Origin of the sequence: Sulfurovum zhangzhouensis (assembly GCF_030347965.1) — a bacterium.
In the GTDB taxonomy this organism is placed as follows: Bacteria; Campylobacterota; Campylobacteria; order Campylobacterales; family Sulfurovaceae; genus Sulfurovum; species Sulfurovum zhangzhouensis.
In genome coordinates, this window is the sequence record NZ_JAQIBD010000001.1 from 584,878 (window position 1) to 607,150 (window position 22,273).

General features: G+C 38.8%; 27 protein-coding genes. 12 read left to right on the forward strand and 15 right to left on the reverse strand.

The window, feature by feature from the left end; genetic code table 11:
- Nucleotides 1-271 precede the first annotated feature (271 nt).
- Both PGH07_RS03190 and dsbD read right to left on the reverse strand, forming a co-directional pair.
- Nucleotides 272-583, reverse strand: a complete 312-nt coding sequence (locus PGH07_RS03190; protein ID WP_289412492.1) for a hypothetical protein — start codon at nt 581-583, stop codon at nt 272-274.
- 261 nt (nt 584-844) lie between these two features.
- Nucleotides 845-2,626, reverse strand: coding sequence for a protein-disulfide reductase DsbD (gene dsbD, locus PGH07_RS03195; protein WP_289412493.1), 1,782 nt, complete (start codon nt 2,624-2,626; stop codon nt 845-847).
- Between the two features lie 134 nt (nt 2,627-2,760).
- Here dsbD and PGH07_RS03200 point away from each other — a divergent pair, with 134 nt between their 5' ends.
- The 5 genes from PGH07_RS03200 to PGH07_RS03220 all read left to right on the forward strand — a co-directional run bounded on the left by PGH07_RS03200 (nt 2,761) and on the right by PGH07_RS03220 (nt 7,336).
- Complete coding sequence (locus PGH07_RS03200; protein WP_289412494.1) at nt 2,761-4,695, forward strand: thioredoxin domain-containing protein; 1,935 nt, start codon at nt 2,761-2,763, stop codon at nt 4,693-4,695.
- Between the two features lie 68 nt (nt 4,696-4,763).
- A complete protein-coding gene (locus tag PGH07_RS03205; protein ID WP_289412495.1) occupies nt 4,764-4,976 on the forward strand; it encodes a YgaP family membrane protein in 213 nt (70 codons plus the stop codon).
- Nucleotides 4,977-5,067: 91 nt separating this feature from the next.
- Nucleotides 5,068-6,588 carry a DUF1538 domain-containing protein gene (locus PGH07_RS03210; RefSeq protein ID WP_289412496.1) on the forward strand — a complete coding sequence of 507 codons (1,521 nt, stop codon included), beginning with the start codon at nt 5,068-5,070 and terminating at the stop codon, nt 6,586-6,588.
- The gene (locus tag PGH07_RS03215; protein WP_289412497.1) at nt 6,585-6,950 is read left to right on the forward strand and encodes a transcriptional regulator; all 366 of its coding nucleotides are present in this window, start codon (nt 6,585-6,587) and stop codon (nt 6,948-6,950) included. The genes PGH07_RS03210 and PGH07_RS03215 overlap by 4 nt, the downstream gene beginning before the upstream one ends.
- Entirely contained in the window at nt 6,944-7,336 is a 393-nt protein-coding gene (locus tag PGH07_RS03220; protein ID WP_289412498.1) for a CBS domain-containing protein, read from the forward strand. The genes PGH07_RS03215 and PGH07_RS03220 overlap by 7 nt, the downstream gene beginning before the upstream one ends.
- Here the strand turns inward: PGH07_RS03220 and PGH07_RS03225 are convergent.
- Nucleotides 7,308-8,540 carry a sensor histidine kinase gene (locus PGH07_RS03225; protein ID WP_289412499.1) on the reverse strand — a complete coding sequence of 411 codons (1,233 nt, stop codon included), beginning with the start codon at nt 8,538-8,540 and terminating at the stop codon, nt 7,308-7,310. The genes PGH07_RS03220 and PGH07_RS03225 overlap by 29 nt on opposite strands.
- Complete coding sequence (locus PGH07_RS03230; protein ID WP_289412500.1) at nt 8,497-9,156, reverse strand: response regulator transcription factor; 660 nt, start codon at nt 9,154-9,156, stop codon at nt 8,497-8,499. Before PGH07_RS03230 ends, PGH07_RS03225 begins: the two co-directional genes overlap by 44 nt.
- Before the next feature lie 102 nt (nt 9,157-9,258).
- On the opposite strand from PGH07_RS03230, the gene PGH07_RS03235 reads away from it, so the two are divergent.
- On the forward strand, nt 9,259-9,408 hold the full coding sequence (locus PGH07_RS03235; protein WP_289412501.1) for a DUF6726 family protein: 150 nt from the start codon (nt 9,259-9,261) through the stop codon (nt 9,406-9,408).
- 61 nt (nt 9,409-9,469) lie between these two features.
- Here the strand turns inward: PGH07_RS03235 and PGH07_RS03240 are convergent, their stop codons facing one another.
- From PGH07_RS03240 to rpsO, 6 genes are all read right to left on the reverse strand, one after another.
- Nucleotides 9,470-9,760 (reverse strand): hypothetical protein, encoded by a 291-nt coding sequence (locus PGH07_RS03240; RefSeq protein ID WP_289412502.1) that lies wholly within the window; start codon nt 9,758-9,760, stop codon nt 9,470-9,472.
- A gap of 154 nt (nt 9,761-9,914) precedes the next feature.
- Nucleotides 9,915-10,214: a chorismate mutase gene (locus PGH07_RS03245; RefSeq protein WP_289412503.1), complete on the reverse strand. Its 300-nt coding sequence runs from the start codon at nt 10,212-10,214 to the stop codon at nt 9,915-9,917.
- A gap of 71 nt (nt 10,215-10,285) precedes the next feature.
- Nucleotides 10,286-10,903 carry a class I SAM-dependent methyltransferase gene (locus PGH07_RS03250; protein ID WP_289412504.1) on the reverse strand — a complete coding sequence of 206 codons (618 nt, stop codon included), beginning with the start codon at nt 10,901-10,903 and terminating at the stop codon, nt 10,286-10,288.
- A gap of 270 nt (nt 10,904-11,173) precedes the next feature.
- The gene (gene dnaK / locus PGH07_RS03255) at nt 11,174-13,048 is read right to left on the reverse strand and encodes a molecular chaperone DnaK (protein ID WP_289412505.1); all 1,875 of its coding nucleotides are present in this window, start codon (nt 13,046-13,048) and stop codon (nt 11,174-11,176) included.
- A gap of 117 nt (nt 13,049-13,165) precedes the next feature.
- The gene (grpE, locus tag PGH07_RS03260; RefSeq protein ID WP_289412506.1) at nt 13,166-13,723 is read right to left on the reverse strand and encodes a nucleotide exchange factor GrpE; all 558 of its coding nucleotides are present in this window, start codon (nt 13,721-13,723) and stop codon (nt 13,166-13,168) included.
- Between the two features lie 293 nt (nt 13,724-14,016).
- Nucleotides 14,017-14,286: a 30S ribosomal protein S15 gene (gene rpsO / locus PGH07_RS03265; RefSeq protein WP_289412507.1), complete on the reverse strand. Its 270-nt coding sequence runs from the start codon at nt 14,284-14,286 to the stop codon at nt 14,017-14,019.
- Between the two features lie 185 nt (nt 14,287-14,471).
- Here rpsO and PGH07_RS03270 point away from each other — a divergent pair, with 185 nt between their 5' ends.
- Nucleotides 14,472-14,870: an RrF2 family transcriptional regulator gene (locus PGH07_RS03270; protein ID WP_289412508.1), complete on the forward strand. Its 399-nt coding sequence runs from the start codon at nt 14,472-14,474 to the stop codon at nt 14,868-14,870.
- 2 nt (nt 14,871-14,872) lie between these two features.
- A complete protein-coding gene (locus PGH07_RS03275) occupies nt 14,873-15,928 on the forward strand; it encodes a DHH family phosphoesterase (RefSeq protein ID WP_289412509.1) in 1,056 nt (351 codons plus the stop codon).
- A gap of 1 nt (nt 15,929) precedes the next feature.
- Here the strand turns inward: PGH07_RS03275 and recR are convergent, their stop codons facing one another.
- Together recR and PGH07_RS03285 are read right to left on the reverse strand one after the other, a co-directional pair.
- Complete coding sequence (gene recR, locus PGH07_RS03280; RefSeq protein ID WP_289412510.1) at nt 15,930-16,499, reverse strand: recombination mediator RecR; 570 nt, start codon at nt 16,497-16,499, stop codon at nt 15,930-15,932.
- The gene (locus PGH07_RS03285; protein ID WP_289412511.1) at nt 16,499-16,792 is read right to left on the reverse strand and encodes a Dabb family protein; all 294 of its coding nucleotides are present in this window, start codon (nt 16,790-16,792) and stop codon (nt 16,499-16,501) included. The genes recR and PGH07_RS03285 overlap by 1 nt, the downstream gene beginning before the upstream one ends.
- An 87-nt stretch (nt 16,793-16,879) precedes the next feature.
- Between PGH07_RS03285 and dnaJ the strand changes: the two genes are divergently transcribed.
- A complete protein-coding gene (gene dnaJ / locus PGH07_RS03290) occupies nt 16,880-18,019 on the forward strand; it encodes a molecular chaperone DnaJ (RefSeq protein ID WP_289412512.1) in 1,140 nt (379 codons plus the stop codon).
- A gap of 3 nt (nt 18,020-18,022) precedes the next feature.
- Here the strand turns inward: dnaJ and PGH07_RS03295 are convergent, their stop codons facing one another.
- Entirely contained in the window at nt 18,023-18,712 is a 690-nt protein-coding gene (locus PGH07_RS03295) for a hypothetical protein (protein WP_289412513.1), read from the reverse strand.
- A gap of 141 nt (nt 18,713-18,853) precedes the next feature.
- On the opposite strand from PGH07_RS03295, the gene PGH07_RS03300 reads away from it, so the two are divergent.
- Both PGH07_RS03300 and zupT read left to right on the forward strand, forming a co-directional pair.
- Nucleotides 18,854-19,366, forward strand: a complete 513-nt coding sequence (locus tag PGH07_RS03300; protein ID WP_289412514.1) for a ferritin-like domain-containing protein — start codon at nt 18,854-18,856, stop codon at nt 19,364-19,366.
- A gap of 10 nt (nt 19,367-19,376) precedes the next feature.
- Nucleotides 19,377-20,201, forward strand: coding sequence for a zinc transporter ZupT (zupT, locus tag PGH07_RS03305; protein ID WP_289412515.1), 825 nt, complete (start codon nt 19,377-19,379; stop codon nt 20,199-20,201).
- On the opposite strand, the gene PGH07_RS03310 is transcribed toward zupT, so the two are convergent.
- Together PGH07_RS03310 and PGH07_RS03315 are read right to left on the reverse strand one after the other, a co-directional pair.
- On the reverse strand, nt 20,198-20,803 hold the full coding sequence (locus PGH07_RS03310; protein WP_289412517.1) for a hypothetical protein: 606 nt from the start codon (nt 20,801-20,803) through the stop codon (nt 20,198-20,200). The two genes, zupT and PGH07_RS03310, sit on opposite strands and share 4 nt — an antisense overlap.
- 24 nt (nt 20,804-20,827) lie before the next feature.
- Entirely contained in the window at nt 20,828-21,625 is a 798-nt protein-coding gene (locus PGH07_RS03315; protein ID WP_289412518.1) for a DUF5718 family protein, read from the reverse strand.
- A gap of 108 nt (nt 21,626-21,733) precedes the next feature.
- On the opposite strand from PGH07_RS03315, the gene PGH07_RS03320 reads away from it, so the two are divergent.
- Nucleotides 21,734-21,892, forward strand: coding sequence for a hypothetical protein (locus tag PGH07_RS03320; RefSeq protein ID WP_289412520.1), 159 nt, complete (start codon nt 21,734-21,736; stop codon nt 21,890-21,892).
- Nucleotides 21,893-22,273: the final 381 nt, after the last annotated feature.

Sequence of the window (22,273 nt, forward strand, 5' to 3'; positions counted from 1 at the left end):
ACAGAAGTATGAAAACAGAAAAGACCTCATAACCGACAAGCCAAGTTACGATATAAGGTATATTTGACAAGATATTAAAAATGCCATTCCCTATAGTAAAAAGAAAAAAAAGTAACCCTAGTACATAAGGAACCAATATCGTATAGATCACTAAAAAAGTCTTCTCATGCCCTCTGGGGAAAATAGAGAATACATCTTTCATAAACGTATTCGATTGTGAGTTTACAGTATGGTTTATATAATTATCTGACATTTTTCACCTCACACAATATCATACCGACATCCAGTGAAACCATAGAATAAAAAATACCATTCCAAAGACGATTGTCAAATGTAAAACCAGATCCGGCTGATCAAGTTCTATTTTTTTATCAGCTATCTTCTTGAGTATAATTGATTGTTCTTTTTTCTCCTGAACCTCAGGTACTTTTATATCATTTGGTATCCCCAGTTCGGTAAGTAGTGTAGAAAATATCTCTTCGGCATAAAAAAGCGCTTCACTGTTTATCTGTTCTATAAAGTCTGATATCTGCTTTGTTCTCTCGTCAGGATTGTTTTTATCCATAAGCGCTTTTCTTTTCAAAGTATCATTCATTCTGTTGGAAAGAAAAAATATCTTCGAATTTTTATCAAACTGTTTAGAGAGAGAAGGATCAGAGATGATTTCATTGGATAACTGCGTTATATGAGACACTAACGTATGATTATATAAACCTCTCTCCTTGCAGGAAGAGAGCTCATTTTTTAAAAAAATAATTTTTTTCTTTATATTTTCCACTTAAAATCTCTTAAACATAATTGCACTCATTATAACAGAATATTATTTTTAATGTTAATATTTTATTTATATTGTCTCTTTTAAATGCACTGCAAATTGCTCAGGCGGAACAAACCCTGTCAAACTTTTTTCCGGCAGGTAATTGTTGTTCTTATCAAAAAAGATGATATTCGGTGTACCGAATAACCCATACTCTTTGAGCATAGCTTTATCATCATCGGTATTAGCAGTCAAGTCAACCTTGATGAAAGTAAAATGCTTAAGCTGCTCCTGTACTGCCGGATCAGGGAATGTAATCTCTTCAAGTTCTTTACATGCCGTACATGAGTCTTTTCCAAAATCAACCACAACCGGCTTATCAGATGCAGCTATTTCAGCTTGTAATCTTGCAACACTATAGCCAAGATGTGAACTCTTCTCTTCTGTAACTACGGCAGCTGAAGATGTGGATACTGTAGCCGATGTAAATTTCTCAAAAGGTCTTAACATCGAGTTTGCACCGCTAAGTGCTCCAATGAAAAGAGAAGCACCATAAAGCAGGAATACCATAGCAAGAACTCTCAAGAGCTTCATAGCACCTTCACCTTGTTTGTTCTCAAAAACCCCCATGTAGATAGCCGTACCGATAAAGAGCAGTGCCCACAGCATCATCGTCGTACCCTCAGACAAAATACGAGAAAGCATAAAGATCGCCAGTGCAAGCATCATCACACCAAAGCTCTGTGAAACCCTGGTCATCCATCCGCCAGGACGCGGCATAAACTTACCGGCACCCAGTCCTACAAGCAATAGAGGCATACCCATACCCATGCTCATCACAAAGAGCGCAGCTCCACCAAGTAGAGCATCACCTGTATGTGAGATGAAAAGTACGGCACCAGAGATCGGTGCGGCTGTACATGGGCCAACGATCAATGCAGAAAGCGCACCCATGATCGCTGTTCCTAAAATACCTTTACCCTGTGCATTGTCACTTGCTTTACTTAATTTAGACTGGATAGAGGCAGGCAGTCCGATCTCATAATATCCAAAGAGTGAAAGTGCCAATGCGACAAATACACCTGCAAAAGTCGTCAATACCCAAGGGTTTTGCATTGCAGCCTGCAGGTCTGCACCCACAAGTCCTGCTACAAGCCCTACGATCGTATAGGTCATTGCCATCGCAAGCACATAGATGAATGAAATAAAGAAAGCTTTACCCATACTTGCTTTCTCCTCGGCTCCCTGTTGTGATACAATGATCGAAGAGAGGATAGGTATCATAGGGAAAATACACGGCGTAAGAGAGAGAAGAAGTCCAAAGATAAAAAATAAAAAGAGCACAAAGATAGAACTCTCGTTGATCAGGACATCTACGATTTTTGATGCATTACCCTCTTTAGAGAGTTTTGCAATTTTCTCCCACACACCAAGTTCTTTACCTTTAAATTGATAGCTTTTTATGATAGGAGAATAACACAGCCCTGCATCAGAACATCCCTGGAACTCTACACTAAAGGTATAATCTCCAGAAATCTGTGAAGTGATCTTTTCTGTTGGAATAGCAATGGTGAGTACACCTTTATAGACCATCTCTCCATCCAATTCCTCAGCTTTAGACAGTTCAGGTTTAAGTACGATCTCCTTATCGCCTTTGGCCATGAACTTTATTGTCTCTTTATAGATATGTATCTTATCAGCCATTGTAAGTGTCGTTACAATCTGCTCACCCTGTTGTACTGCTTCAACTTGAAATGCCTCTTCAGGAGACAAAAACTTCTGTTTTTTGAGTGCCGATTGAAAACCCCCGAACATCAAAGAACTAAAAAACACACTCAATAGGAGTAACTTTTTGACCATATTTACCATTTTTTCTCTCTGGAACACAAATTTTTTACTATTCTATAGTACACTATGTGTATAAGGTGTGTAACCCTGCACATAAGATATTGCAGTGATTTTATCCAAAATTGAATTTAACATAGCTCAAAGAAGGTTGAATAATGGCAAATCATCTCGAAAATGAATACTCTCCTTACCTGCAACAACATGCCAAGAACCCCGTAGATTGGTATCCTTGGGGAGAGGAAGCTTTTCAAAAAGCAGAGAAAGAAAATAAACCGATTTTTCTTTCCATCGGGTATAGTTCCTGTCATTGGTGTCACGTAATGGAGAGAGAGTCATTTGAAGATGAAGCTACAGCCAAGATACTCAATACATACTTCATCTCTATCAAAGTGGATAGAGAGGAACGTCCTGATATCGACAAACATTTCCAAGAAGTTTATCAACTCATGAACGGACGTCCAGGAGGATGGCCCACCTCGATCTTCCTTACACAGGACCTTAAACCTTTCTACTCTGCAACCTATATACCTGATGAACCGAAATATGGGATGATGAGCTTCAGTTCACTTCTGGAAGTCATCGCCGAAAAATATCAAAAAGAAAAGAATCTACTTACAGAAAAAGCCAATGAGATACTTGGATTCATAAGCTCACGCAAAGATAAGATTCAAGCTACACGTTTAGATGAGAGTATCACTGCTCGTTTTATCGATCAGGCAAAACAACTCTTTGACCATAAAGATGGAGGATTCAATAAATCACCGAAGTTTCCGCAAACTTCACTGCTTAAACTTTTACTTGACCTGCACCGTATCACCGGAGATGAAGAAGCGCTGAATATGGCTAAACATTCATTGGTCTCAATGGCTAAAGGTGGTCTTAGAGATCTTGTAGACGGTGGATTTTGCCGATATAGTACTGATGATAAATGGTTGGTACCGCATTTTGAGAAGATGACCTATGATAATGCCCTGCTTAGTGAGCTCTATCTCAAAGCCTACCATACAATCGGTGAAGCGTTTTACAAAAGAGTAGCCTTTGAAACCTTGGATTTTATGCTCGAAAAAATGAGTGAAAATGCCCTGTTTTACTCAGCGAGTGATGCCGATACCGAAGGTGAAGAGGGCAAATATTTTGTCTACACTTATGATAAAGCCATCAAATCTTTTACAAAAGCAGGTATCCCGGAAAAAGTACATGATGCACTTGCAACTGCACTGCATATTACAAAAGAGGGTAACTTCGAAGGCAAAAACATTATCCACGTGGATGAGCCGGTCCATATCGATATTCCATACTATACTGAAGCGATTGCAGCGCTTAAAAAACGTAGAGATGAAAAGCATGTATATCCGTTTGTCGATAAAAAGATTCTGGTTTCATGGAATGCCATGATGATCAAAGCCCTCTTTCAAGCCGGACGTGTTGAACCACGATACTTGGAACATGCAAAAATATCCCTAGACACACTGTTAGAGAATATGTATATCCACTCTCAGCTCTTTCACTCTACATTGATAGGGAAAGAACCAAAGATCCATGCATTCTTAGAAGACTATGCTTACCTGGCAGATGCACTGATCGAGGCTTATGAAAGCACGCTTGATGAAATGTATCTTATGACTGCCACAAAGCTTGCAAACAATGCTATCGAGAAGTACTACAACAACGGATTGTGGAAATTCTCACGTGGAGAGTTTGAAACAAGTGCAGATATTTATGACAGTTCTTATCCTTCTGCTCTGGCTGTCATGCTCAACGTGCTGCACTCACTCTCTTCTCTTGTAGACACTGTCTACAAGAAATTTGTTTTCAAGTCACTGGAGATACACTCCTATGATATTATGCGTCAGCCTATCTCTTCTCCTCTCATGAGTTCAATGGTAGTACGCTACCTCAAAGATGACATCATCATAAAAGCTAAAGAAAATATGCTTCTGGAAAACTGTTCTAGTCTGGATAGTATTATCTATCCTTTCACCTATTTGAAAAACGATACGAATGAAGGATTTATGATTTGTAATTCCAGCAGCTGTTTTGGACATGAGAAAAACTTCAATGGTTTAGTAGAATATTTAAATCAGAGATAGTTTGGATGGGTACACACAGATACCACATTGTAATACTATACTATTGCTATATTTAAAAGGAGTAGACTATGAAATGCAATATAGGAAAAATTGACCGGATAATTAGAATAGTATTGGGAGTTGTATTACTTGGAGCAGGATTAATGAAGGGTTGGATTATCGCTGATATCCTTGGTGTTGCTTTACTTCTCACTGCCGCAATTGGATGGTGTCCTCCCTATGCACTGCTTGGTATTGATACAGGCTGTAAAGTTGGAGAAGATCAGCCAAAAGAAGACTAAACAATAACCTATGAATGGTTGAGTGAGAAAAAGTCCATATTAGGTTTATATTAAATCTTTACCATGGGTTATAAAAGATATAATTATACCCATGATAAAAGAAAGTTTGAAAATATTCGGCGGAGATCTGAAAAACTCATTTAAAGATCTCGTGCCCATCATTCTTGTTGTTGCTTTTTTCCAGATAGTAATCATTAGTACAATACCTGAAAACCTATTATCTATTGTTATCGGATTGACGATTGTGGCAGTAGGATTAGCGCTTTTCATACGGGGATTGGAACTGGGGATCTTCCCTATAGGTGAAAATCTTGCTACTGATTTTGCAAAAAAAGGTTCTGTCTTCTGGCTGCTTTTATTCGCTTTTACGATCGGTTTTTCAACCACTGTTGCAGAACCTGCCCTTATTGCCATAGCAGATAAGGCTGCTTCTATCAGTGCAGGAAAAGTTGATGCTTTTTTTCTGCGTATGACCGTTGCACTTTCTGTAGGATTTGCCATTGCTCTGGGGACACTTCGCATATTGCTAGGGCATCCGATTCATTACTATATCATCACCGGGTATGTTCTTGTTGTTGCGGTTACTTTTTTTGCACCTCCGGAGATTATCGGACTTGCTTATGACAGTGGAGGTGTAACAACTTCTACGGTGACAGTTCCATTGGTAGCCGCACTGGGGATTGGTCTTGCTTCAAGTATCAAAGGTCGTAATCCTGTGATAGATGGGTTTGGTCTTATCGCCTTTGCATCATTGACTCCTATGATATTTGTACAGGTTTATGGGATCATTGTTTACGCAATGGCTGAGGCTGCGCCTGCAGCTGTAGTAAGCATAAAAACTATGGCAGAGGGAACTCAGGCTACAGCAGTGGCTTATCAGTTTAGCCTTATAGAAACGCTTCTAGACTTGGTAGGAGTCATTAAGGATGTTGCCCCTATACTGGCTGTGATCTTTTTCTTTCAGTATATAATTATCAAGAAACCGGTGGTATATTTGCATAAGATTATTACCGGGATCATCATGGTGATCTTGGGGCTTTATGCTTTTATTGTTGGATTGGAGATGGGTCTTTTCCCTATTGGAGAGACTATTGCATTCCAATTGACTGCTATGAAAAATAATTTGCTGATCTATCTTTTTGCTTTTTTGATTGGTTTTTCTACAACTATGGCTGAACCTTCATTGTTAGCCATTGCCATCAAAGCCGAAGAGATCAGCAGCGGAAGTATCAAACAGATGGTTTTACGTATTGCGGTTGCTATAGGGGTAGCAGTTGGTATTGCACTGGGTGCATACCGTATCGTCGTAGGAGATCCTATCCATTACTATATTATTGTTGGATACATTTTTGTGATTATAATGACACAGTTTGCCCCACGTTATATCATTCCTATTGCCTATGACAGTGGAGGGGTTACAACTTCTACAGTAACCGTACCGCTTGTTGCGGCACTAGGTCTGGGATTGGCTGAAAATATAGAAGGAAGAAATCCGCTTATTGATGGGTTCGGACTGATTGCATTTGCATCACTCTTCCCGATGATCACAGTGATGGGTTATGGTATCATAGCACATTACATACAACCTAAAGCAGAAGGAGAAAAAGTATGAAATTCAGCGCGTTGATTACGGTCATTCAAGACAAAGATGAAGAAAGAGCAATCGAAGTGGCCAAAGATTCAGGCGCAGGCTCTGTGACGATCCTGCATGGGAAGAACATAGGCCTCAAAGAAAAAAAGGTTTTCTTTGGCCTCACGCTTGAGGAGAATGTCTCCGTCCTGCTCTTTGTCCTTCCTAGAAAACTCACCATGAAAGTAATGCGTGCATTAAGAGAAGAGTTCGATCTGGATAACCCGGATAACTCAGGGATGGCATTCACACTGCCGCTTACCCATGTTGCCGGTCTGGATACAGATGAGTTACACCAATTTGAAGACAACATAAAAACTATGTTAGGAGGAATTCAATGTTAACCAAAGATATCATGACACCCGCAGAAAATTTGATCAAGATCTCACCTATGGCAACAGTGAGAGAAGCTCTAAGGATGATGAAAGAACACAAGGTACGTTCTGTAATCGTAGAGAAAACATCACCACACGGTGCATACGGTCTTGTCACATTTAAAAATATTCTCCAGAGTATTGTCGCTGAAGATGGTGATATCGATCTACTTAATGTCTATGATATTGCTGCAACCCCAGCATTTGCAGTCTCATCACAGCTTGATGTCAAATATGCTGCCAGAATGATGGTACAGCATTCCATCAAACGTATGCTTGTTACAGACAATAATGAACTGCTTGGTATTATAACAATGACAGATATCATCAGTATCTTGATGAATAGCGTAGAGTAAAGTCACTTCTATCCCTTGGAAAAGTAAGGATGAAGGTACTCCCTTCTCCTTCTTTGGATATAAGGTCTATCCTAATTCCGTATCTTCTGCAGATATCTAGAACAATATTCAAACCAATACCAAATCCTCCCCGCTCCTTATTGGCTCTTTCATAACGCTTGAAGATATCTGCTTGTACATGATGAGGCATACCGATCCCTGTATCCTGTACCTTGAGTACTCTATCTTTGAGTGAAACCATAATGCTATCACCCACATCAGAATATTTAATCGCATTAGAGAGTAAATTATCGATCAATCTTTCAGCTGAACGTTTAGATATCATCATTCTAAAAGGCTCTATATCTGTTTTCATTTTTAATCGTTTTGCCTCGATAAGTTCTTTCATCATTTCGATACGTTCATTCACTACTATTTCTAAATCAACAAAATCATCCGGCTCCTCTATACCCTCTAACCTATAGGTTAAAGAGCTGTACATCATACTTAGTCTTTGTGCACTGGCTCTGAGCCTTGCTAACTTTTTCTCCTCTACATTTTTAAGAGACTGTATCGTCATTAAGATTGCAGAGATAGGCGTATTGAGTTCATGCGTTGTATCAGAGATAAAACGGTCAAGAGATTCGATCTGCTCACGTACAGGCTGTAAAAAAAGCCTTCCCAGGAAATACCCAACTATACCCATAAGAATAAAGGATAATACCAGGTAGGAGATTATACGTATACGTAGTGCTTGCAGGTTTTTGGTCAATTCACTTTCTCTCAGAACGATATACCGTACACCAAGATGCTCACTGTAGTCCTCCACAATAGCAAAGCAACTATGCCCCTCAATAAAAAATGCTTTACCAAATTGTTTAAAATTTTCAATTTGTGTATAGATAGGTTCACGATCGCTGTCATAGTATCCTACATCAAAGCGGCACAAGTCAAGCTTCTCTAGATATTCAACGATATCCGATTCAACCATATTCTCTGTCGTTTTCATCGCTTTCATTACGATCTCTGAAGAGAGCATACGTCCTTGATACATCATCTCAAACTTTATTGCATTAAGCATCGATGAACGGTTATTTTCAAAAAATAGATAACCAATAATCGCAAGCAGAACAAATACTGATCCTAAATAAAGTGCCAAAAAGCGAACGAGAGAGCTACGCTCATACGATGTTAAAACGATATCCCTCTCCTTTGATATTATCAAAATACTCTTTACTGCGACTCAAAAGCTTACGCAAGTTTTTTATATAGGTACGGATCGTAGCATGCGTAGGAATATGTTCCTCATCCCACACATTCTCTATGATCTCATCACAGGAAATAATCTTACCGCTGTTTCTAATAAAATATTCTAAAACCTGTGCTTCTTTCTGTCTCATCTCTATAATTTCATCACCTATGATCACCTGATGAGCTTTAGGAATAAATTTTATTCCATCAAACTCTATCTCATCCTGCAGACGGTAGAGTTTGATGATATGTGTAATACGCGCATCAAGTTCCTCCAATTCAAAAGGCTTTTTGAGGTAATCATCCGCCCCCAACGAAAATCCTTTTTTAAGATCTTCTACACCGGCAAGTGAAGTAATATAGATCGTCGGTGTGGTATTACCTATATCTCTGAGGTAGGCAAGTATCTCAAATCCGTCTATGTTCGGTACATTGACATCAAGCAATAAAAGATCATATCTGCCTTCCCCTATCGCATCAAGTGCTTTCTCACCATCATAAAAACTTTCAACGCCATATCCCTTTTCAACTAAAAACTCTTCTATAATCTCTTGGAGTATGACATCATCTTCAAGCAACAGTATTTTCATCACTCTTCTTTACTTTGGAATAATTTATTGTACCATAGCAAATGTGCAATAGAGTACACAAACTATTTTAGTTATAATGCCGCTATGAAAAAATTAGCCTTAATGATATATATAACTCTTTTATTTTTATCGGGATGTACCCAGGTAGTAACTGCACCAGTCTATGTTGCAGGTGCAGCTGTCAGCACAACAATTGATGTAGCAGGTGCCACAGTCGATGCCGTTTCAGATGATGAGGATGAAAAAAACTAACGTTTATTCCATGCCCCTCTTCTCTTTCCCATTTTAGTTAGATGTAGTTGGGCACAAAGTATTATGCGCCGCCCCCACCAGTATCAGCTCCCAATTCATCATGAAGATGATATCCCGTATCACTCTGTTCACATACTTTTTTTGCTTCCTGTAAAGCAGCAATAAGCTCATCAATTTTAGCTATTGGGATATGAACAATCCATTCAGGATCTGAATCATCCAAAGAAATACCAATACTTGTCACCGGTGTACTGAATTCACCATATGGTTCATTGATATTAACTATTGTGATCTTTCCATCATTTGTATGGGGAAGTTTGATTGTTTTAATAAGAGTTGTTGTTTTCGACATAGCACTTTCCTTTCTTCTGATAATTGCTTCATCAAAGAAGTACTCTATTTCATTTTATACAAAAATATCAATCAATGTCAAATATGTAGAAAAGATATCTTTTTCTTTCCTCTTCCCACGTAGTACATCGAGGGAATGAAAAGGCTATCGGTTTCTATGCCCCTTTAGCATTCCTAAACTCAGCGATCTCACTCTCAACCATTCCATCGATCATACGAACATAGAGATCATTGATAAGATTTGGTGAAAGATCCAATTCAATTGCCTGAGCTCTGACTCTGGAAATCACATCATTGATTCTGTCTTGCGCTTTTACTTCATCAATAGATGTCTTAAAATGTGCAATTTGTTTGATATACTCATTGCGTTGGGCGATCAGTTTAACGATCTCTTCATCTACTTTATCAATCGCGTCTCTTGCTTCAGCAAGCGTCGAACATTTTTTTGTTTCCATAAAACTATCCTACATGAAATTATGTTGATCTATTATAGCAGAATAGTCGGTAAAAATAGCGTTTTCAATGATCAATGATTTTTTCTGGCAATGACTAAACGAACCACATCAAAAAAATAATTTTCAACTGACTCTACTTGAAAACCCATATTTTCAATCGATTTTTGTGTCTCTCTTAACATTGAGGTACCGAGTAATCTAGTTGAAAAAAAGTTCATGATAAAAAGGAAAATATTAATCACATGATATCTACTCTTCATGTGTTCAAGAAAGATAGCTTTTCCACCAGGCTTAAGAACTCTCATAATCTCCTTTAGACCTTCTTGCGGATCAGACACTGTACAGAAAACAAAAGTACTTATAACAAAATCAAAAGAATTATCTTTAAAATCCATTTTCTCTACATCCATTTGCAAGAGTTTGAGACTATCCCATCGCAAGTTGTTTTTCTTTTTTTGTGCGACTTCAAGCATACCTTCACTAAAATCAATAGCAGTCAACTCTACACTCTTTCTGTCATAGTAAGGAAAGTTTTTACCTGTTCCTGCACCTACTTCCAATACTTTACCTTTTGCTAAAGCAACAGCTTTTTTACGTAGCTTCTTAAAGAGGATTTGTTCTACCGGCCATTCGAAGATATCATAAATTTTGGAAATACTTGAATACTTTTTTGCTGTCTCACTCGACATAAAATACCTCCATGCTGGTACGCATACTTACTCAATTATACAATAAAATAAAGTAATGGATTTATAAGAAAATTTATATAGGAAAGATGACCTCCAAAAAGGTGGAGGTCAAGATAGTTTATGAAATAATCGAAGGATTTCTACTTTAGCATCGATAAAATCATACTATTGATAGGACACAGCCGAGGCAAAGCCCCGTTTGTTTTGTTGTCACTGAGACTTCATCAGCAGAGTACTCTACGACTACTCTCATTTTACTGAAGTTTCGTCTTACTCTACTTCAGCATCGATAACATCGTCATCGTCTGCCTTTTTCGCACCTTCAGCTGCACCACCCTGCTCTTTCGCATACATTGCTTCAGCTAGTTTGTGGCTCTTTTCAGTCAATGCTTTTACTTTCTCTTCGATCTGTTCTTTTGTCGCATTGTCATCTTTAAGTACTGCTTCTAGCTCTGCGATCGCAGCTTCAATGTTCGCTTTTTCAGCTGCATCGAAATTATCACCTAGATCTGCAAGAGACTTTCTAGTCTGGTGTACCAGTGCATCTGCTTGGTTTCTAGTATCAACTACGGCTTTTCTTTTCTCATCTTCAGCTTTGTGTGCTTCAGCATCTTGAACCATTTTTTCGATCTCTTCATCACTTAGTCCTGATGAACCTGTAATCTTGATATCTTGAGATTTACCAGTACCTTTATCTGATGCAGTTACGGTCAAGATACCGTTTGCATCGATATCGAATGTTACTTCGATCTGAGGTACACCTCTTGGTGCTGCCGGGATATCTCTAAGTTCGAACATACCAAGAGACTTGTTATCTTTAGCAAACTCACGCTCACCTTGAAGTACATGGATACTTACAGCAGGTTGGTTATCTTCAGCAGTTGAGAACACCTGAGACTTCTTCGCTGGGATCGTTGTACCTTTTTCGATCACTTTAGTTGTTACGCCACCAAGTGTCTCAATACCAAGACTAAGCGGTGTAACATCAAGTAGAAGTACATCTTTTACATCACCTGCAAGTACACCACCCTGGATAGCTGCACCGATTGCAACTACCTCGTCAGGGTTCACAGACTTATTAAGGTCTTTACCGAAGAATTTCTTCATCTCCTCTTGTACAAGCGGTACTCTTGTAGAACCACCGACCATTACGATCTCGTTGATATCCGATTTACCAAGCCCTGCATCTTTAAGTACACCTTCCACAGTCTTGATCGTACTTGTTACAAGATCAGAGATGAGTGACTCGAACTTCGCTCTTGTGATCTTTGTTACCAAGTGTTTAGGTCCTGTCGCATCAGCTGTAATGAACGGAAGGTTGATCTCAGTCTCAGTTGAAGATGAGAGCTCTTTTTTTGCAGTCTCTGCTGCATCTTTTACCCTTTGAAGTGCCATCACATCAGATTTGATATCGATACCAGTATCATTTTTGAACTCATTTGCTACATAATCGATGATCTTGTTATCAAAGTCATCACCACCAAGGAATGCATCACCACCTGTTGAAAGTACTTCAACAACACCATCGCCGGTCTCTAGTGCCGTTACGTCGAATGTACCACCACCAAGGTCATATACTACGATCTGCTCAGCATTTTTCTTATCCAGACCATATGCAAGTGCTGCAGCTGTCGGCTCGTTGATAATACGTAGTACATTAAGACCCGCAATCGTACCAGCCTCTTTTGTCGCTTTTCTTTGTGCATCGTTAAAGTATGCAGGTACTGTAATAACTGCATCTGTTACAGTCTCACCAAGATAGCTTTCTGCATCCTCTTTCATCTTCATCAATACTTTTGCTGAGATCTCTTGAGGCGTATAAGTCTTACCTGCTACCTCGATCGCACATGCACCGTTTCTATCGATAATATGGTAAGGAAGTTTGCTTTGCGCTTCTTTTGCCTTCTCTTCGCTCATCATAAGACCCATGATTCTCTTGATCGAGTAGATCGTCTTCTCAGGGTTTGTTACTGCCTGTCTTTTTGCAGATTCACCAACAAGTACTTCACCTTTATCAGTAAAAGCCACGATAGAGGGAGTAGTATTTTTACCCTCTTTGTTTGCGATGATCTTTGCTTCACCATTTTCATACACTGCCATTGCAGAGTTAGTTGTACCTAAGTCAATTCCTAATACTTTACCCATTTTCTCTTCCTTTTTATAATTGTTAACTTCTAAATCTTATTTACAGGTTTGCCTACGCGGCTCACTTGGTTCGACACGCTTCGGTTTCACACCGATAAACGTGAGATTCACTCACCTTTATTTAGCGGTACTCACCATAGCCGGTCTAAGCACTCTATCTTTGATCGTATAGCCTTTTTGCATCACTTGTACGATCTGACCAGATTCATGTTTATCACTCTCCACTTGCATAATGGCCTGGTGAACTTCAGGATCAAACTCACTCTCGCATTCGATCTCTTTGATATTATTCTTTTCCAAGATCTTTTTTAGTTGCTCATAAGTGAGGTTTACACCTTCTATCATCTGCACATATGTATCAGAATCATTCTCATTATTACTGTTCATTGCAGCAAGAGCATTCTCAAAAGAATCCATTACGGAAAGAATATCTTTTGCAAAGCTCTCATTGGCATAAGATACAGCGTTGTTCTTATCTTTCTCCAAACGCTTTTTGGAGTTTTCAAAGTCCGCATGAGCACGTAGATACTTATCTTTCCACTCTGCAGCTTCAGCTTGTGCAGCTTCCAAAGGATCAACAGTGCCTTCTTCTGCTTCTTCTGTAGCCTGAGTTTCAGATGAAGCCATTCCTTCTGTCATCTGATCTTCAAGAGTCTCTTTCTCTTCTTGAGCCATAGACAACCTCCTGTTTCTTAATTCATTATACATCTTTTTATGATGCTTGAAATTATTATACAACATTGAGTCATATTTTGTCAAGTATAATATGAGTCAAACTGACTCAACTAAATATGAGTCCCTCTAACTAACTTAAATGCTGATACTATTGGACCTATAGTAAACAATGTAAAGCCTAAGCTATAAGTGTAGTATTTGAGTAATAATGGATGTTAAATGATTAGTAAATGGTAAAAAATGTGAGGTAAACCATCTCAAAAGAGATGGTTTGTAGTTTGCAGTGGAAATGCTTAGTTTCTGATACCAAGCTCAGCTTTGATCGCTGTCCATCTTGTAAGATCTGTATTCTTAAGGTATCTCATAAGTCTTCTTCTTTGTCCTACTAGTTTAAGTAGACCAAGTCTTGAAGAGTGATCTTTTTTATTTGTTTTAAGGTGTTCAGTTAAATATACAATTCTCTCTGTAAGAAGAGCTACTTGTACTTCTGTAGAACCTGTATCGTTTTCGCCTCTAGCGTATTTTGCAATAATCTCTGCTTTTTTCGCCTGATCCAAAGCCATGATTGACCTCCTGATTGGTATTTAATTCTTCTCAAAATATTATTTTTGGGAACGCAATAATAGCATATAAAGCTTATTTTGGACTTAGAATAGATTACTCTTAAATTAAAGAATAAAAAGTTATTCGTTTTTCTAATCTAATTTAGAGTAATATACTCCTAATTATATTGAAAAGGTTTATTTTTATGTTATTAACACGAGCAACTGAGTATGCGCTGCTTTCCCTGGATACGATCAGACAATCCGAAAAACCTATCGGCGCAGAGCAACTTGCTAATGAACTCTGTATCCCCAAAAGCTTTCTTGCAAAAATTCTGCAAAACCTAGCTAGAGCCGGAATTCTTGAATCAAAAAAAGGAGCGCAAGGAGGGTTTATCTTAATGAAAGAGATTGATGAAATTTCTGTACGGGAGATCATCATTGCAGCTGAAGGTAAAGCACCTGCGGTATTTGACTGTACCCAATATGCTGCAACCTGTCCTAACGGGAGTATTGGGACATGCTCTATTTCGCCTTTTTTAGCAACTTTTCAACGTAAAGTAGATGACTTTCTTGATGGTTTAATGCTTGGAGACATCATTTGATGATGCAACAGCATATTTATCATCTGTCGCATATCGATCTTGACGGTTACGGCTGTCAGTACCTTACTACACAATGTTTTAACAAAATCGACTGTTTCAATGCCAACTATGGTCCGGAAGTTACAGCCCGCTTGGAAGAGATCGTAAAAAGGATCGAACAGGACAAGTTCCTTCATGGAGAGGATACAGAGCGGCTGATCCTTATCACAGACCTCAACCTTACAACCAAAGAAGGAAGCTGGATCGAAAAAGAAGCGATACGCATCGGTGCAAAACTTCAACTTCTTGACCATCATGCTACAGGTGCAAATGCTGCAGAACGTTTTGCATGGTACCTGCTTGATACAAGCAGAAGTGCGACTTTGATCACTTACAACTGGTTGCAACAACACTATGGATTTGACAGTGAGAATGATCTTGCCACGATTGTACAGGCGATCAATGCAATCGATATATGGGTTAGTGAAGATGAACTCTTTGAGTATGGGAAAGTGATGCTAGGAATGATCTCCGGGGCTAAAGAAATCAACCGTATACTGTTTCCTGCCGAAGATAGGGGCTTCAAACTTTCTATGATCCAGGCAGCCAAGCTAATGATCCATAATACAGATGCACCAATCAAGCTTGACGATGAACTTCATCAGATCAAAAAAAGCTTTTTTCTCAAAGAGAAGAATAATACAAAAGACAACCTGGTAGCTGCATATGTAACTGCTCTTCTAACTACCGAAAAACAACGTCTGACCATCACCTACAAAAATGCCAAAGGTATCTTGGGCTATAACATAGGAAGCGCTTCAATAATCGGTAATGCTTGTATGGTAGAAAATGATGATTATGATTTCTATATGGATGTTAACTTCAGAGGGAACTTCTCTCTTCGAAGCAATAATAAACTGGATGTTTCAAAGATGGCTGCCGTTATTGGAAATGGAGGGGGACATCCCAATGCAGCAGGCGGAAAGATCGAAGGGTACAAAGACTCCTTTGTCTATGCAGAAGTACGTGAGTTCATACAAAATTACATCAACGAAAGAATTCAAACTATTATAGAATAGCTTAAGTCTTCACTCTCGCTTCTAATGCTCTTGAGAGTGATAATACATCGATATTTTCAAGCTCTACGCCGGTAGGGACACCTTGGGCGATTTTAGTAAACTCAATTTCTTTACCTTGAAGCTTATCTTCAATATACAATATCATCGTATCGGTTGCAATGCTTGGAGGAAACGCAAAAATAATCTCCTCTACACCTTCAACAGCATAAAAAAGATGTGCTTCATCCATGTCACTGACCTCTGAGACAACATAATAAACACCGTTAAATTGTCCACTCTCTTCAATGGTCAAAATATCTTTTGCTGACTGTACGATACAAAGCTTGGCAGTATCACGGTAAGGATCAGAACATATAGCACAAAGTTCATCTTCGCTCATATTATGGCATTTTCGGCACTTCCGGATCGTATTGACTCCGGTTTCCAGTGCATGTGCCAGCTTCATCGCACCAAATCCATCCTCCATTACTGCATGATAAGCAAGACGGATGGCTGATTTTTTACCGATTGAAGGTAATAACTGAAATGCCTCTACAAGGTTTTCAAAGGCTTCGATCTTAGTGTGTTTCATTATTCTTTCACATAATCCACAACTTTAGAGTACTCCACCACACTTTTGATAAAGTCGACTACCTTTAGATGCTCAGGATGTACAGCATACTCCTGTAATCCTTCTTTGTTTGTAAAAGTAGTCACAATACTGAGGTCCATTGCACGCTCTTCCTCAGCAAAGTTTAATCCCACTTCCATACTGCACAGTGTTGGTACTGTTCCCATCAAGTTTTCCAACATCTGTTTTGCTTTTTCGATATTGGCTGTTTTGTGCTCTTCTTGAAATTTGAACATTACGATATGCACTACCATATTCTACCTTCACGTTTAGTTTTTGTGATTATAACCAAATTATGGTAGAATTCGCCAAAATCTATATAGCTCTAAGGTGTAGAATATATGACAGAACTTGATTATTACGAAATACTAGAAGTGAGCAAAGAATGTAGTGGTTCGGAGCTGAAAAAATCCTACCGTAAGCTTGCAATGAAGTATCACCCTGATCGTAATCCTGATGACAAAGAGGCTGAAGAGAAGTTCAAAGTGATCAATGAAGCCTATCAGGTGCTAAGTGACGATGAAAAAAGATCGATCTATGACCGTTATGGCAAAGCCGGACTTGAAGGCCAAGGTATGGGTGGCGGCTTCGGCAGTGCAAACATGGATGATATTATGGATATCTTTAACTCCATGTTTGGCGGAAGCAGCGGTTTTGGCGGTTTCGGAGGTTTTGGCCAAACTAGACGAGACCCGGGACAAAAGTATGCACTGGACTTTGAAATAGAACTTCCGCTAAAGTTCAATGAAGCAATATTCGGCTGTGAAAAGAAGATAGATATTACGTATAAAGTACCGTGCGATGATTGTCAGGGTACAGGGGCAAAAGATGGAAAACTGGAAACCTGTGACTACTGTGGCGGTCAAGGCCAGGTAGTGATGCGCCAAGGACGTATGCAGTTTGCGCAAACCTGTCCAAAGTGTCACGGTGAAGGAAGAAAAGCAACTGAGAAGTGTCCAAGCTGTAGTGGGAAAGGCTATAAAACAAAAGACGAGACTATTACGATCAATATCCCTGCAGGTGTTGACTCTGGCAACCGCCTTAGGGCACAAGGTTACGGGAATGAAGATAGACATGGTAGACGTGGAGATCTCTACCTTACATTTATCGTTGAAGAGGATGAGAACTTCATCCGTAACGGCAACGATATCTATATAGAAGTTCCGGTATTCTTCACGCAAGCAATCTTGGGAGAGACACTCACAATCCCTACATTAGATGGAGAAACTGAGCTTGAACTAAAACAGGGTACAAAAGACAAAGAACAGTTCATCTTTGAGGGAGAAGGTGTTGCAGATGTTCATAGCGGACGTAAAGGCCGTCTGATCGCTCAAGTGAAAATGGTACTACCTAAAAAGATCAATGACGAGCAGCGTGAGCTGCTTGAAAAACTGCAGGAGAGCTACGGCGTAGAAAGTAGACCGCACAAAAGTACTTTCGAATCAGCATTCGACAGAGTTAAAAGCTGGTTTGGCAACTAGCTTTTAGCTTTTTTTGTCTTCCAATAAAAGAGCCGGGCCTTCTCCCTGTTCTTTGAGTAGTTTCACTAACTCTTTTTTAACATTTTTATCTATCTTTTCATCCACTACGATCTCTAACATTTTTGTGATCTTTTCGTGATGCTGCTGACTTGCCTGCATAAACTCTTCATGTCTTAAAGATTCTTCATGCATCTTGGCTTCATGGGCTTTATTCTTTTTATGTATCCATAGCAGAAAAAGTAAAATAATCAATACAAGTAACGTACTTACGATGATCACGATTTGATACAGTCTATTTTGATTGCCCTGATTAGATAGAAGCCGTTTTTCCTGAAGCAAAGTAAGTTCTTTCTCCTGAGCAAGTTTCATACCCTGCAGCTCTTTTTCATAGGCTAATTTGTTTTCCTGTAATTTGGCTGCCTCTTGTGCTTGCAGTTTTGTCTGCTCCAGCTCCAATGTTTTAAGTTGTTGAAGTTTCTCTGCTTCAATTTTAGCTAAAGTGACCTGGTTGGCCCCGACCAGTTTTTGGAGTTCCAAAGTTTCATTCACTTCTTTGTATTTTTTCTGATCAGATGCTAAAGCCTCCTGTTTTTTCGTCGGGTCTTCCATCAGACGGGCCTTAGAAATAGTACCCTGCTCACATCCATACAACATTACCAACGCCACTGTTAGAAAAATATATCTTATTTTCAAATTCTGCCTCTCTATCTCTTTTCAATATTTTAACCAATTTTTCGTTAGCACAGAAAAAAAGAACTATTTCTCTTTAAGTTTATTAGCGTTACAATGAATAAAGGATAATTTTTTTCTTTAATAATTTTGAAAGGATCTAGTATGGCAAAAAAAGGTAATTCGATTATCAAAGGTATAGAGATTCATGATCTTATCACAATCCTAAACAAAGCATATGCGGATGAATGGTTAGCTTATTATCAATACTTTATCGAAGCAAAAGTGATCAAAGGCATTATGAAAGATGCTGCAATAGCTGAACTGACACAGCATGCCACCGATGAACTAAGACATGCCAATTTGGTAGCAGACAGGATCATTCAACTTGGCGGTACACCTTTACTTAATCCACAAGATTGGTTTAAGCATACGAACTGTGGGTATGATGCACCAAATGATTTTGATGTCGTTGCCATACTCGAAGATTCTATCAAAGGTGAACAATGTGCTATCTCTGTCTACTCCCAAATTGCTGATATGACCAAAGACAAAGATATCGTTACGTATGATATCGTCTCACAGATCCTTGCAGATGAAGTAGAACATGAAGAAGATCTTCAGGCATTACATGATGATATCTCTGATTTTGTAGAAAGCTTGCGAAGAAAACTCTAGAGGAAAGAAAGTGGAGACACTTACTCTTGAGAACTTCCTCCCTGCATTCTTTTTGACATTGCTTGCAGGCTTAGCTACAGCATTAGGGGCACTGCTGACATTTGTCAGCAAAGCAGACAATACAAAGTTTTTATCCATTGGACTTGGTTTTTCTGCAGGAGTAATGATCTATATCTCTTTTGTAGAGATTCTTACAGCTTCTCAGAGTGCTTTTGCACATCATTATGGTACATTATCAGGAGAAGTACTAGGTCTTATAGCCTTTTTTCTAGGGATAGGACTTACTTTTATCATTGATCAGCTTATCCCCGATCAAATCAACCCACACCATGCATTGGAATATGGTGATCGTCACGTTTCCTCAGTCAATGCACAGTTCAGTATCCTCTCTAGGGCCGGACTCTTTACAGCAATTGCCATCTCCATACATAATTTACCAGAAGGTTTTGCAACATTCGTTATGACCCTGCAGGATATGCATACAGGTGCTGCCATAGCTTTAGCTATTGCTATTCACAATATCCCTGAAGGTTTAGCCGTTGCACTTCCAATTTACTATGCAACGAATAATAGGAAGAAAGCTTTCTTATTTGCATTAGCTTCAGGTCTTACTGAACCGATTGGAGCTGTTTTAGGCTATCTATTGATAACACCGCTGATGGGTGATCTTACATTAGGAATTACTTTTGGATTGGTTGCAGGGATCATGATCTATATCTCCTTTGATGAGCTGCTTCCATCATCCAGACGTTATGGGAATGACCATACCTCTCTCATAGGTGTAGTAGCAGGAATGTTTGTGATGGCACTCAGCCTTTTACTCTTTAAACTTTAATGCCAACGTTTTTGCATTTTTCGCTGAAGTGCTTCATTTACTTCTTTTATCAATGATCGTGCTTCCTCTCCAAAGACAAATGTTCCTTTGAAACGTTTCTCGGCACTCTCTACATATTGTCTTAGTGCTTCTTTTTCACTTTGGGTCACAGGTGAAGTAAAAAGATACTGCATCGCACTCTTTTTTGCTTCAGTTCTACGCTCTGTCTCGATATAAATTTTACTTGAAAGGAGGATGAGTTCTCCATTTTCATCTACCGTATAGGTTGCTATGCGTGCACCATAGGGAGCATCTGCATTGCCTCGTCTATCTAAAAGGGTATAAAAGATAATCTTGGATCCATTCACTTCATAACTTCCCTCTTCTACACTTCTTTCATGACAAGGGCCGGTAGTATCATTGAGTGTAAATGACAAGAGTTGCTTCTTCTCTCCATTGCGTAACTCTTGATAAAGCCGCATCACTTTACCCTTACTGTCATAGAGATCATATAATTCAGTGGTCATAATAAAATTCTGATCAGAAAGTTTGATGCTAGTTGACACTTCTTCACTCATGAGTAAAGAAAGGGTCAATAGAGAAATAAGTAATGTTCTAAGCATAGTAGCCTTCCGTCATCTAGCTAATTACAGTACTGTTTGGTGAAGTATCACTTTAGTCTCTGATAAATCCAGACTAGAGTCATCTTTAGTCGCATCATAGGCTATCACATAAACTTCATCACCGCTCTTGAGATAATTATGTTCACCAAATTCAGCATAGGCTGTTGCTCCAATAGATATCAAGGCATGTGATGGATACTTACACGCTTTGAGATGCTCTGAGATATTCTCTAAAGGACCAAAATCCTTCTGGTTATTCATTTTATCAATCAGCCAATTTTTGAGCTTAGTATAAAAATAACTGTATCCTAGAAGGGGTGCATCTACACCATACTCATGGAGCACACCATTACGTTTTACAAAAGAGCAAAGATGGTACCTGTCCATCACTCCACCCTCTTCGAACTTATCTATATCGATCCACTTATTACCGATCCCTTTAGAGTTTGGTCCCCAACTTTTCTTTTCTGATATTTTTTTAGCACCCTCTTTACGGATCGTACAGTCATTAAACGTCGTAAATCTTTCAGCAATCAGGTCAACGACTTCATGGTTTTCACCATACACGATCTCAAACTGTATCCCAATCTCAGGCTCTACTTGTGCATTAGCCTCATACTCCGGTAATTTCAACTCAGCTGTAGCTATAGAATAGATACCCAAAAAACATTCGCTAGAAGGAAGATAAAAAGGGAAAATTCCTTTAGGTGCTTCAGGTTCTTCTGTTTGCACGTCTTTAAAGTCTGCAAGCTCACCTGCTTGCTCGAGATGGTGTGCAAAGTTCCCCGCCACACCTAATCCTATCATCTCATCAACTCTCATTGTCTCTCTTTTTTTGAACGAATTATATCATGTTGTCACTGGCAGAGTACACAAAGAGTACACATAGGCATATGTATACTAAATAAAATCAGATATAAAGGAAGTATCATGGCAGCTGATGATCATAAGAAGAAAGATAATAAGAATATCATTTTCGTATCAGTATTTATTGGATCAATGCTGATTTGGATGCTTGGTACTGTTATCTACGTGACAAATCAGGTAGCAAACTGTTCTAGTGCAAAAAAATTGGATAATGCTTGTTAAAGATGGAATAAATTAAGTAAAGAGAATAGATTTATAAAAGAAAAGGTTACCCCGAAGGGTAACCGGAGAGTAATTATTTAGCAGCTGCAACAGCGTCTTTAAGAATACCTATAAAAGTTAATAGTAATAGTACAATTTATGGCAATATTACTTCGAAAAAACAATAGTTAAATATACTATCATTTTTTACTATTGCTTCTAGTAAAAAACTCTTAAGACTAATGAAGTACACTAAAAATTTCAACAACAAAAAAAGACTGAAAACCTTATACATTTAATATATTTTATAAGGTTTTCAAGAAAGATCGAGTTAACGCCACGCTGTGCGGGAAATTAGTCCGCTAGTAGCACTTTGTTATAACGGTACCCAAGTCATCACTC

Coding starts and splice junctions, on each gene's coding strand:
- PGH07_RS03285 (WP_289412511.1), bottom strand. CDS start 16,792: ATGGTAGTGCATATCGTAATGTTCAAATTTCAAGAAGAGCACAAAACA.
- PGH07_RS03270 (WP_289412508.1), top strand. CDS start 14,472: ATGTTATTAACACGAGCAACTGAGTATGCGCTGCTTTCCCTGGATACG.
- PGH07_RS03200 (WP_289412494.1), top strand. CDS start 2,761: ATGGCAAATCATCTCGAAAATGAATACTCTCCTTACCTGCAACAACAT.
- dnaJ (WP_289412512.1), top strand. CDS start 16,880: ATGACAGAACTTGATTATTACGAAATACTAGAAGTGAGCAAAGAATGT.
- PGH07_RS03320 (WP_289412520.1), top strand. CDS start 21,734: ATGGCAGCTGATGATCATAAGAAGAAAGATAATAAGAATATCATTTTC.
- PGH07_RS03215 (WP_289412497.1), top strand. CDS start 6,585: ATGAAATTCAGCGCGTTGATTACGGTCATTCAAGACAAAGATGAAGAA.
- recR (WP_289412510.1), bottom strand. CDS start 16,499: ATGAAACACACTAAGATCGAAGCCTTTGAAAACCTTGTAGAGGCATTT.
- PGH07_RS03310 (WP_289412517.1), bottom strand. CDS start 20,803: ATGCTTAGAACATTACTTATTTCTCTATTGACCCTTTCTTTACTCATG.
- PGH07_RS03230 (WP_289412500.1), bottom strand. CDS start 9,156: ATGAAAATACTGTTGCTTGAAGATGATGTCATACTCCAAGAGATTATA.
- PGH07_RS03240 (WP_289412502.1), bottom strand. CDS start 9,760: ATGTCGAAAACAACAACTCTTATTAAAACAATCAAACTTCCCCATACA.
- dnaK (WP_289412505.1), bottom strand. CDS start 13,048: ATGGGTAAAGTATTAGGAATTGACTTAGGTACAACTAACTCTGCAATG.
- PGH07_RS03245 (WP_289412503.1), bottom strand. CDS start 10,214: ATGGAAACAAAAAAATGTTCGACGCTTGCTGAAGCAAGAGACGCGATT.
- dsbD (WP_289412493.1), bottom strand. CDS start 2,626: ATGGTAAATATGGTCAAAAAGTTACTCCTATTGAGTGTGTTTTTTAGT.
- rpsO (WP_289412507.1), bottom strand. CDS start 14,286: ATGGCTTTGGATCAGGCGAAAAAAGCAGAGATTATTGCAAAATACGCT.
- PGH07_RS03300 (WP_289412514.1), top strand. CDS start 18,854: ATGGCAAAAAAAGGTAATTCGATTATCAAAGGTATAGAGATTCATGAT.
- PGH07_RS03275 (WP_289412509.1), top strand. CDS start 14,873: ATGCAACAGCATATTTATCATCTGTCGCATATCGATCTTGACGGTTAC.
- PGH07_RS03210 (WP_289412496.1), top strand. CDS start 5,068: ATGATAAAAGAAAGTTTGAAAATATTCGGCGGAGATCTGAAAAACTCA.
- PGH07_RS03220 (WP_289412498.1), top strand. CDS start 6,944: ATGTTAACCAAAGATATCATGACACCCGCAGAAAATTTGATCAAGATC.
- PGH07_RS03315 (WP_289412518.1), bottom strand. CDS start 21,625: ATGAGAGTTGATGAGATGATAGGATTAGGTGTGGCGGGGAACTTTGCA.
- grpE (WP_289412506.1), bottom strand. CDS start 13,723: ATGGCTCAAGAAGAGAAAGAGACTCTTGAAGATCAGATGACAGAAGGA.
- PGH07_RS03205 (WP_289412495.1), top strand. CDS start 4,764: ATGAAATGCAATATAGGAAAAATTGACCGGATAATTAGAATAGTATTG.
- PGH07_RS03235 (WP_289412501.1), top strand. CDS start 9,259: ATGATATATATAACTCTTTTATTTTTATCGGGATGTACCCAGGTAGTA.
- PGH07_RS03250 (WP_289412504.1), bottom strand. CDS start 10,903: ATGTCGAGTGAGACAGCAAAAAAGTATTCAAGTATTTCCAAAATTTAT.